The organism is Acetobacter sp., from assembly GCF_047721705.1.
Lineage (GTDB): Bacteria > Pseudomonadota > Alphaproteobacteria > Acetobacterales > Acetobacteraceae > Acetobacter.
The window spans coordinates 1-10,566 of record NZ_JBDNXK010000104.1; the positions used below are offsets into that span (position 1 = coordinate 1).

The 10,566-nt window shown below is 56.6% G+C and carries 11 protein-coding genes; 5 read left to right on the plus strand and 6 right to left on the minus strand.

The genetic code is table 11. From position 1 onward, the window contains the following. The 6 genes from ABF824_RS13930 to ABF824_RS13955 form a co-directional block, all read right to left on the minus strand. Positions 1-549 (minus strand): TonB-dependent receptor plug domain-containing protein (locus ABF824_RS13930; RefSeq protein ID WP_415489616.1); only part of this gene is annotated, 549 nt, incomplete at its 3' end. Between the two features lie 70 nt (positions 550-619). Next, entirely contained in the window at positions 620-1,009 is a 390-nt protein-coding gene (locus ABF824_RS13935; RefSeq protein ID WP_415489608.1) for a hypothetical protein, read from the minus strand. A gap of 231 nt (positions 1,010-1,240) precedes the next feature. Further along, positions 1,241-2,974: an ABC transporter ATP-binding protein/permease gene (locus tag ABF824_RS13940; protein WP_415489609.1), complete on the minus strand. Its 1,734-nt coding sequence runs from the start codon at positions 2,972-2,974 to the stop codon at positions 1,241-1,243. Then, on the minus strand, positions 2,971-4,893 hold the full coding sequence (thrS, locus tag ABF824_RS13945; RefSeq protein ID WP_415489610.1) for a threonine--tRNA ligase: 1,923 nt from the start codon (positions 4,891-4,893) through the stop codon (positions 2,971-2,973). The genes ABF824_RS13940 and thrS overlap by 4 nt, the downstream gene beginning before the upstream one ends. Beyond that, positions 4,890-5,393, minus strand: a complete 504-nt coding sequence (locus ABF824_RS13950; RefSeq protein ID WP_415489611.1) for a Fur family transcriptional regulator — start codon at positions 5,391-5,393, stop codon at positions 4,890-4,892. The genes thrS and ABF824_RS13950 overlap by 4 nt, the downstream gene beginning before the upstream one ends. Next, entirely contained in the window at positions 5,390-6,118 is a 729-nt protein-coding gene (locus tag ABF824_RS13955) for a DUF1826 domain-containing protein (RefSeq protein ID WP_415489612.1), read from the minus strand. The genes ABF824_RS13950 and ABF824_RS13955 overlap by 4 nt, the downstream gene beginning before the upstream one ends. Positions 6,119-6,201: 83 nt before the next feature. On the opposite strand from ABF824_RS13955, the gene folE reads away from it, so the two are divergent. Genes folE through ABF824_RS13980 form a run of 5 tightly spaced genes read left to right on the plus strand, consistent with a single transcriptional unit; the run spans position 6,202 to position 10,340 of the window. Further along, positions 6,202-6,813 (plus strand): GTP cyclohydrolase I FolE, encoded by a 612-nt coding sequence (gene folE, locus ABF824_RS13960; protein WP_415489613.1) that lies wholly within the window; start codon positions 6,202-6,204, stop codon positions 6,811-6,813. Beyond that, entirely contained in the window at positions 6,810-7,319 is a 510-nt protein-coding gene (gene hisI / locus ABF824_RS13965) for a phosphoribosyl-AMP cyclohydrolase (RefSeq protein WP_415489614.1), read from the plus strand. The genes folE and hisI overlap by 4 nt, the downstream gene beginning before the upstream one ends. Before the next feature lie 13 nt (positions 7,320-7,332). Further along, positions 7,333-8,562, plus strand: a complete 1,230-nt coding sequence (zigA, locus tag ABF824_RS13970; RefSeq protein WP_415489615.1) for a zinc metallochaperone GTPase ZigA — start codon at positions 7,333-7,335, stop codon at positions 8,560-8,562. A gap of 36 nt (positions 8,563-8,598) precedes the next feature. After that, positions 8,599-9,762, plus strand: a complete 1,164-nt coding sequence (locus ABF824_RS13975) for an S-(hydroxymethyl)glutathione dehydrogenase/class III alcohol dehydrogenase (protein WP_089179076.1) — start codon at positions 8,599-8,601, stop codon at positions 9,760-9,762. Positions 9,763-9,779: 17 nt separating this feature from the next. Further along, a complete protein-coding gene (locus ABF824_RS13980; RefSeq protein WP_415489617.1) occupies positions 9,780-10,340 on the plus strand; it encodes a carbonate dehydratase in 561 nt (186 codons plus the stop codon). Positions 10,341-10,566: the final 226 nt, after the last annotated feature.

The window sequence follows — 10,566 nt, forward strand, 5'->3', positions numbered from 1 at the left end:
ATTGATGGCACCATTAATGGCGTAATTGCCATACAGGGTTGAGGCTGGCCCCTCGAAAACATCGACACCCTGATAGGCATGAGGGTCGATCAAGTCAGCCCGGGCGGTCCCATCGGGCTGGGTCATGGGGAACCCATCTTCCAGAACCTGAATATTTTTAAGTCCCCATGATTGACGATCTCCCGATCCACGAATGGAAATATTCGTATCGCGAGGGCCATTCCCCTGAGTAAAGCTAACGCCGGGAATGGTTACCAACATGTCTGCAACACTCTGACCAATCTGGTTCGCGAAATTACTTCTGTCCGAACTATAGGTCGTTTGTCCTGCCGGACGTGTAAGGGCAGAAGATCGGCTTAATCCCGTTACAAGAATCTGTTCGGTTTTGACCGAAGTTTTGTGTTTTTTAGGCGCAGGAAGGGCAGGTTGACTCAAAGGAGAGTGGGACTTCTCTGCACCGCTGGCAGCGTGCGGGGTAGTGGCCGAGAAAATGGCGGCAGCCGTAAGTGTCCCGTAAAACGGGAGTGAAAAACAAGACGTACGAAACATGTGAAGGAACCTGAAGAGACAGCACAAAATGCTCACCAACATGGCAGGTGAGCGGCTCTTTCAATTCAGATCAGGCAGGAGGCCCCTGAGGGCAGAGAGAAGTCCGTTTGGGTGTTGGCGGCCCCCGGATGGATGTGAACATCCATGTCTGGCGAATGCCAGCAACACACAGTCCCATAAAAAGAGAGAAAATGATGCTTACAACGAGCTGGTCCAATGTCTCGGACAGAAGAAAGCCGTCATCATCGGGGGCGGTTGAGCGATGGTGCTGTCCGTCTGGATCAGACGATGCACTCTGATCGTCGCAAAGAATGGTAAGCTTCGTGAAAGTTTTGAGAGGATCGTCGACCAGTCCCGCTGGGGAAGCAATGCCGCCAAATGTCAGGCGTGCAATCAGTGCAAGCAATACGAGAGGCCAGAAGGCCAGCAGGTAGGTTGTACTGTGAGTGCAAGAGAACATGTGAAGACAACTATATCAAATTCTTTCTGCGAACTAGACAATATCAGTGCCTGAAGTGCAACGCACACATGTTGCAGATAATGTTCGCTATGCGGAGCGGGTTGGTCTCGCCAGTGCCCTTCTTCTGTTTTCAGCTTTGCTGATCGTACTTCGTGTCAAGACAAGTCCATTTTTTGTCGTAGGAATGCTGGCAGGAGGCAGGGTGGGAGAAATTTCAACGTGCGATGCTGCTCAATGTGATGGAGCGAAAACCTGAAGATCGATCATCATCGGATGACGTTCCTGTAGCGTGATCCGATGCGTGACGGACACAATCGTTACTGACGGGATATGGTCGCGCAGGAGGTCATAGAGCTGGTTTTCAGAAGCGGCATCAAGATTCGATGTCGATTCATCCAGAAACACCCATGCCGGCTGATTGAGCAGAACGCGACCAAACATCAGGCGTTGCTGCTCTCCCGGCGACAGCCGTTCCGTCCATCTGCCCTCAGTATCCCGATCGTCGATCAGGGCGGACAGGCCGACCTGCGCGAGGACGGTGCAAAGACGATCATCGGAAACGGTCTCGGGGGCGCGGGGATAGCATAGGGTGGCGCGCAGAGTTCCAAGAGGAAGGTAGGGACGTTGCGGGACGAACATCATCTGCTCCGCAGGCAGTCGTATTATACCGCTGGTAAACGGCCAGATACCGGCGAGCGAGCGTAAAAGAGTCGATTTTCCGAGACCTGATGGCCCGATCAAGACAATATCATGTCCCCTGGGCAATGTTATGTTCACCGACGATAGAAGCACCGAACCATCCGGACGGTATATATCCAGAGTATCAGTCACAATGTCGCACACGGTCGGCTTAACTTCGCGCGTGGTTTTCCCGGTGCCGATGGACGCACGATCCATCGTGCGCTGGAAAGTAGCCAGACGAGCGACATTGGCCCGCCACTCAGTAAGTGACGCGTAGGAGGACCAGATCCATCCGAGCGCGTCCTCGACGCGGGAAAAAGCCTGCACAAGCTGCATCAGCGTACCGAAGGTGATCTTGCCAGCGAAATAGCGGATTGATCCGACGAGAAGAGCAAAATTTCCTGATAATGTTCCCAGACCATCCGTTAGGAAACCAAGCCATTTGGCGCGTTTCATAATTCCGAGGAAATTGTCGTAGATGACGTCAAATTTCCCAATCAGAAGACGTTTCTCGTGATCGGCCCCATCACTGAGCGCGATGCTGGCCGCGTGATCGCGGATATGAACCAGACTGTACCGGAAGTCGGCTTCCGCTTTCTGCTGGGCGATCCGCAGTGGAATGAGGCGACGACCCGTCAGATGCGTGACGACCGACGCAAAGAGTGAATAAAGAAGAGCGATCCACAGGAAATATCCCGGGATACGCACGCCGAATATCGAGATCGCGCCCGACAGCACCCAGAGTAGGCTGACATAGCTGAACAAAGTGACAAGCCGTGACACGATGTCGAGGAACTGCGATAACGTGTTCCGCACGAAGCCGTCGATATCTTCCTGGATACGCTGATCCGGATTATCGCCAACAGCTGTCAGACCGGTTTCCTCTATGGCAATCTGGAAAGCGACGTTCTGGTCAAGCCACTGACTGACCATGCGATGTGTGAGCCAGCGCCGCCAGCGCAGTTGCAGTAATTGTTGCAGGTAGGTGGCGTACACCGCCGCCAGCAGGGAAGGAACGGCGATGATGAAGAAGCCGGGGATCGGCATCGTCGGGGAGCGAACGAACCAGAACAAACCACGCATAAAGGATGTGACGTCTCGCTGCTGCAGCGCGGTATAGAAAATATTCCGCGAAAACGATTGCAGCACATCCGCCCCCACAAGTAGAAGGGTCAGCCCCAGTACGGCGCCAAGCAAAGTCCACGCAGACTTTCGTTCATCCGAGGTGAAATAGGGGCGGCTCAGATACCAGAGATCCGCGAGAGCAGCGCGTAGTCCTCTCATGTGCCAAAGACTTGGAGCAGGCGGGAGCGAGACGCGTCAGCCAGCAGGTTGATAGCCGTTTCCGTAGCTATTGTTGGGGCATCCGGGTTGCCATACTCCCGGATGGAGACGGTTCCTGCCTGTGCTTCTTTCTTCCCGACGATCAGCAGCACAGGCACTTTCGCGAGACTGTGTTCGCGAATCTTGTAGGCGATTTTCTCGTTACGCAGATCGGGTACCACGCGGACGCCACGCTGGCGGAGCGCCTTGATCAGATCGCCCGCGTACTCGTCGGCGGCAGTGGTGATCGTCGCGACCACGACCTGAATGGGTGCGAGCCAGAAGGGCAGGTGGCCGGCATGGTGTTCAAGGAGAATGCCGATGAAACGTTCCAGCGAACCGAACAGGGCGCGGTGCAGCATGACAGGCGGATGTTTTTCCCCATCCGCGCCAATATAATGCGCGTCCAGACGCTGAGGCAGATTGAGATCGACCTGCACGGTACCACACTGCCAGTCTCGTCCGATTGCATCACGCAGTACGAATTCCAGCTTGGGACCGTAAAAGGCGCCTTCCCCCGGATTGCGCGTGTAGGAAAGGCCCGAAGCTTCGACCCCGCGCCGTAACGCGTCCTCTGAGCGATCCCAGATCTCGTCCGATCCGACACGTTTTTCGGGCCGGTCGGAGAATTTGATACGGACATCGTTGAAGCCAAAATCTTTATAGATCGAAAGCACGAGATGGCAGATCCGCTGCGTCTCGGCCTCCATCTGCTCCGGGGTGCAGAAAATATGCGCATCATCCTGCGTGAATGCGCGCACGCGCATGAGGCCATGCAGCGCCCCTGACGGTTCGAAGCGGTGGACCTTGCCGAATTCAGCCATCCGCAGGGGCAGGTCACGATAACTCTTCAGGCCATGACGGAAAACCTGCACGCCACCTGGACAGTTCATGGGCTTGAGGGCGTAGGTGCGGCCTTCGGTCTCGGTGGTGAACATGTTCTCCCCGAATTTTTCCCAATGGCCAGAAGCCTGCCAGAGAGACAGGTCCATAATGTCAGGTGTATTGATCTCCACATAGTTCTCGGCCCGCTGGCGTTCACGTAAATAAGCGAGAAGCGTTTGGAACAGTGTCCAGCCGTCCGGGTGCCAAAATACCGCTCCCGGTGCTTCAGGCTGGAAATGGAATAGATCCATCTCGCGCCCAAGTCGGCGATGATCGCGGCGTGCCGCTTCTTCCTGACGTTGCTCCCACGCCGCCAGTTCGTCGGCATCACGACAGGCCGTGCCGTGAATTCTCTGCAGCATCGGATTGTTCCGGTCACCCTTCCAGTAGGCACCGGCTGTGCCGAGAAGCCGAAATTCGTGTCCGATCTGCTCGGTGCTAGCGAGATGTGGCCCCCGGCAGAGATCGACGAAGTTGCCCTGTCGGTAAAAGCTCAGGACAGCATCAGCAGGTAGGGACCGGATGATCTCCGCCTTGTAGGGCTGTCGGTTCTCCTGACACCAGGCAAGGGCGCTCTCACGCGTCCATTCTTCTCGAATGATCGCTTCGTCCCGATCGACAATCTCGTGCATCCGGGCTTCGATCCGTACGAGATCATCATCTGTGAAAGGGCGCTCAGCAGCGAAGTCATAGAAAAATCCCTGCTCCGTGGCTGGTCCTGTCGCAAGGGCGGTGCCGGGAAAGAGTTCGCTGACGGCCTGCGCAAGAATATGGGCGGTGTCGTGCCGGATCAGGGAAAGCGCATCGGGGTCCGACCGGACAACAGGCTCAGAAGGTCGGTCGCCCGACATGACTGCCGAAAGATCGCAGAGAGCGCCGTCCACACGCCGGGCGAGAACATTCTTTGGGGAATGTGACGCGGAACGGGAAGCGATGGTGGTCGATGACATGGGAGAACCTTGACGAAGAAGGGTAATGAGAGGGCAACGGCTCATTTGGAGGCGCGTATCGGAAGATCGTGCTGATGGGGGTGTTGCGATGTGGGCGAGAAAGAAGGATAGGTACTGCACTGCGCGCAGACGCCCTGCACTTCCATCACCCGGTGCCTGACTTGGAATCCAAGGGTCTCGGCTGCACTGTCGATCTGCTGACAGGATGACGTGGTTTCCACCGCCTGCGCGACGCCACATCGGTCGCAAATACAGTAGACGAGGCGCGACGAATCGCTTGTCCGGACCCGCACGAAAGCATTTCGACTTTCAAGTCGCGCGACGAGCCCGTCGGCGATAAGCTTTTTTAAGGCCCGATAAATTGTAGGCGGGACAACGCGGCGGCGGTCAGGACGACTGACACACCGGAGGATATCGTAAGCCGATAACGGTGTGTGTGTTTCCGTCAGCGCGTCGAGCACGTCACTCAGCAAAGAGATGCTTCCGCTCTTCCGGGTATTGGAAACCTGATGGATGCGGGAAGGCTGTTTGATACGGTCTTTCATGGGGAGACTGTATCGATCATGAGGATCGGTCCCAGCTTTTCACCGTTTGGAACATTGATCGGGAGACGATGAAGGCAGCCAGGTTGGCCGTCCGCTGCGCCCCTGATGAATGCAACGGCGAAAGGCGACAGGGCGCTGACGATGCCGTTCTTCGGGTCCTGATTAGTGCACCATTCCGCCCCGGTGCGCCCATAGCCGCAGATTAGCCTCAGGATATCGGGGGGAAACTCGAATATTGCATCACTACTGGGCGACGCCATCAGCCGGATATGCTGTGTGACGCCTCCCGTCAAAGCACCGAACAGAGAGGACAGATCCCTGACATCCGTCAGAATGACAGGAGGCCAATCCTGAAGCACTGCTGGGGTTGTAAGGGACTTCGCGATCTCTGAAGGCTTGCCGGAGAGAATGAGGGAAGATGGGGAACCCGACCAATCCTTGAGGTGCGTCTCCCATGCCGCAGGAACTTTGCGCCCCCATACAACCATATCAACATCCGGCCGTTGCAGCTCCATCACGACTGCCGCATGGGCACAGGCGACGACATGGGGTGCGGGACAGCCAAGAGCGGCGTCTTCTGATGTATCGACTTTCGCTGCGGGCCAACTCTCCATGAACAACATAGCACCGGGACGGCCCTGATGATCACGGGATGTGGCTTCTGGTTTCGGTGAGGAGAAACGTGAAGTTTCCGCCATAGACTGGGGCTGTGTGGGAAAAGGCATGGTTCCAGAGCTTGACGAGAAATGGAGAGTGCTTTTAATGTTATACTATAACATAACATAGTCAATGTCGGGACGAGGACTGAATGAACACACTGACTGAAACGCCCCGAAAAATTCGGCCACGCCCGACGCGGGTTCAGGCGGAAGAAGCCGTGCGGACCCTGCTCGCTTGGACCGGCGACGATCCCGATCGTGAGGGGCTTGTCGGCACGCCCGACCGTGTGGTGCGGGCCTATGAGGAGTTTTTCGAGGGGTATCAGGATGATCCGGTCGCTCTTTTGGAACGGACCTTCGAAGAGACCGGAAACTATAACGAAATGGTGGTGCTGCGCGACATCCGGCTGGAATCCCATTGTGAACATCACGTCATTCCGCTGATTGGTAAGGCGCATGTGGCTTACCTGCCCGACAGGCGGGTGGTCGGCATCAGCAAGCTGGCGCGTCTTGTAGACGTCTTCGCCCATCGCCTTCAGATTCAGGAAAAACTGACAGCCCAGATCGCCGACACGATCCAGAGCGTCCTTCAGCCGCGCGGCGTCGCGGTCGTGATCGACGCGGCGCACCAGTGCATGACCACGCGTGGCGTCCACAAGCCGGGCGTGAGCATGGTTACCAGCCGCCTGCTGGGCGAGTTCGAGACGTCGGAACCCTTGCGTCGCCAGTTCTTCGCTATGGCGGGAATAGGGGGCGTATGATGGGCGAAACTCTCCCTTCTGCATCAACAGAATTCCGACCTCGTGTCTCTATCGAGCAGGTCGAGGAAGGAACCGATCTTGCTCCGCGTTTTGACGTCAGGGGACTGCTGACCGTGGTCACAACAGACGCGGAGAGCGGAGATGTTCTGATGGTCGGCGTCATGAACGCCGAGGCGCTCGCCCGTACCATCGAAACCAGAGAAGCGCATTACTGGAGCCGAAGCCGGCAGTGCCTCTGGCGGAAAGGGGCCACGAGCGGTCTGATCCAGCATGTCATCGAAATGCGGATCGACGACGATCAGGACGCGCTGTGGTTGCGGGTGCGGACCGCAGGCACAGGAGCGAACTGCCATGTGGGTTATCGAAGCTGTTTCTATCGGCGTGTCGATCTCCCTGCTGATGAAGTCGTTTCGGCGTCATCGGCTGAACTCGTCTTTTGCGAAACGCACAAAACCTTTGATCCGGCCGCTGTCTATGGCGACGCCCCGAACCCGACACAGCTTTGAAGGAAACACACCCATGGACAATAGACTCCCCGTCACCGTGCTGTCCGGCTTTCTGGGCGCGGGCAAGACGACCCTCCTCAATCATGTGCTGAATAACCGTCAGGGCTATAAGGTCGCGGTCATCGTAAATGACATGAGCGAGGTCAATATCGACGCCGATCTGGTGCGAGAGGGCGGCAGCAATCTGTCGCGCACCGATGAGAAGCTGGTCGAAATGACCAATGGCTGCATCTGCTGCACCCTGCGCGATGATCTTTTGCAGGAAGTACGGCGGCTCGCAGAGGAGCGGAAATTCGATTATCTGCTCATCGAATCCACGGGCATCGCAGAGCCATTGCCTGTCGCTGCGACGTTCGAGTTCCGTGACGAGAATGACGTCAGCCTCAGCGATATCGCACGGTTGGATACGATGGTGACGGTCGTAGACGCGGTCAATCTCCTGCGCGACTATTCCTCCAGCGACTTCCTTAAGGATCGGGGCGAAACAGCCGGGGAGGACGACGAGCGCGCACTGGTCGATCTGCTTGTCCAGCAGATCGAGTTTGCCGATGTCGTGGTCATCAACAAAGTCTCCACCGCCACGCCGGATCAGGTGGACGCGGCGCGGAAGATCATTCGTGCACTGAATGCGGACGCCGACATCATTGAGACCGATATGGGACGGGTTCCTGTTGAACGGATCCTGAATACCGGTCGCTTCGATTACGACAAGGCGCACCAGCATCCGTTGTGGTTCAAGGAACTTTACGGGTTTGCCAATCATGTTCCTGAAACGGACGAATATGGCATCCGCAATTTCGTCTACCGGGCGCGGCGTCCGTTCGAGCCCGCGAAATTCCAGGCCTTTCTTGACCGGAACTGGCCGGGTGTCGTGCGCGCCAAAGGTCATTTCTGGCTGGCAACGCGCCCGGACTGGGTAGGAGAAATGAGTCAGGCCGGAGCCCTTGTGCGGAGCGAAGCAATGGGGGTGTGGTGGGCCGCGATTCCGAAAAACCAGTGGCCGGACAGCGATCAGTGGCGGGATTTTGTTCTGGGGAACTGGGATTCCGTCTATGGCGACCGGCGGCAGGAAATCGTCTTCATCGGCACGGCGGAGATGGATGAAGCAGGACTGCGCCGGGACCTTGATGCCTGTCTTGTGCCGGATCTCGGAGATACCCCTTTCGAGCCGTCACGCTACGCACGCCTCTCCGATCCTTTTCCGGTCTGGCGCCGCCAGTCGGAAAGTCTTGAACCGGCCTGATCGAGCAATCACACGTCATTCCTGAGGACTATTTCCATGAAAACCCGAGCTGCTATTGCGTGGGAACCTAACATGCCGCTTGAGATCGATCTGGTTGATCTCGAAGGCCCGAAAGACGGTGAGGTTCTGGTTCGTATCGTGACCACGAGCCTGTGTCATACAGATATGTTCACCCTGTCAGGGCATGATCCGGAAGGACGCTTTCCGTGTATTCTCGGCCACGAAGGGGTGGGTATCGTCGAGGATGTGGGCAAAGGCGTGACCTCTGTTGCCCCGGGTGATCATGTCATTCCGCTCTATATTCCCGAAGACCCGAACTGCCCGATGATCCGCTCGGGCAAGACCAATCTCTGCTCAACCATCCGCGAGACACAGGCGCTCGGGCTGATGCCCGACGGCACCAGCCGTTTTTCATACAAGGGCCGCCAGATCTTTCATTACATGGGCACCAGCACGTTCAGCGAATACACCGTGCTGCCCGAAATTGCTGTGGCGAAGATCACCAAAGATGCCCCGCTTGCCAAAGCCAGCGTCATGGGGTGCGCCGTCCCGACAGGCATGGGCGCCGTGCGGAACGCCGCGAAGGTAGAAGCGGGCTCGACCGTGGCTGTCTTTGGTCTCGGCGCGATCGGTATGGCTGTTATTCAGGGTGCTGTCATGGCTGGCGCTTCCCGGATCATCGGCATCGACACCAATCCGGCGAAGTTTCTGCTGGCCCGAAATCTGGGTGCCACCGATCTTGTTAATCCGACCGATCATACCGATCCGATCCAGAAGGTGATCATCGAGATGACGGGCGGCGGAGTGGATTATTCCTTCGAGGCGATCGGTCGCGTCGATGTCATGCGCGCGGCCCTTGAGTGTTGCCATAAAGGCTGGGGTGAATGCACGGTCATCGGTGTTGCCGGGGCTGGCGAGGAGATCTCGACGCGGCCTTTCCAGTTGATCACGGGGCGCGTCTGGCGGGGCACGGCCTTTGGGGGTGTAAAAGGGCGTTCGCAGTTACCCGGTATGGTCGATGAATGGCTGGCAGGAAAATTCAGCGTCGACCCCTATATTACACACAACATGACGCATGACCGGATCAATACGGCGTTCGATCTTCTTCATCGGGGAGAGGCCATTCGCTCTGTCATGCACTATCAGCCGGGCGAAACGCTGTCGAATGACCTGCCTGGCGAAATTCTGGCCGATCTTTAAGGAGACGAAACGTGGCTATGCTGAGACCAAATCCGCGTGGTGATTTCCCCGTAGTTTCTGAAAGCGCCTTTGTCGACCCGACCGCGATCCTGTGCGGTCATGTGATTGTCGAGAACGATGTCTTCATCGGCCCCTATGCCGTTATTCGTGCCGATGAAGCCGATGAAAATGGCCATGTCGAGCCCATCCGGATCGGGAGTGGATCGAACATTCAGGATGGTGTTGTCATCCACTCGAAAGATGGTGCGGCCGTGACAATCGGATCGCGCACATCAATCGCCCATCGCTCGATCATTCACGGTCCCTGCACTGTTGGATACGAGGTATTCATCGGATTCAATTCCGTGATCTTCAACTGCACGGTCGAGCGTGGTTGTGTGGTGAGGCACAATTCTGTCGTCGAAGACTGCGTCTTGCCAATGGGTTTTTACATTCCGTCCACAACGACGATTCATTCGAATACGGATCTGCTGACGATCCCGCAGGTCACGCAGGATGCGACAGCATTTTCTGAAAGCGTCGCGGAGATGAACGTCAGTCTGGCGCGGTCCTATCGACGCATTGCTAACGAACTCTAGATGTCTTGGGGCAAAGGACGCGTTTGAGGCGGTGCTAATGTTCAAGATTCGGCTCATCTATACCTTGAGCAATTTATTCGATGAACAGACAGAATACGTGATTGAGCCGTCTATTATTCGTGAGGCTTTTGGGATTGGGGCTGTCGGGCTGCATGCCGGATGCTAAAACCACTAGGCTCAGGACCTATTAATTTATTGAACTGAGCGAGAGGTTGTGATTCACAGG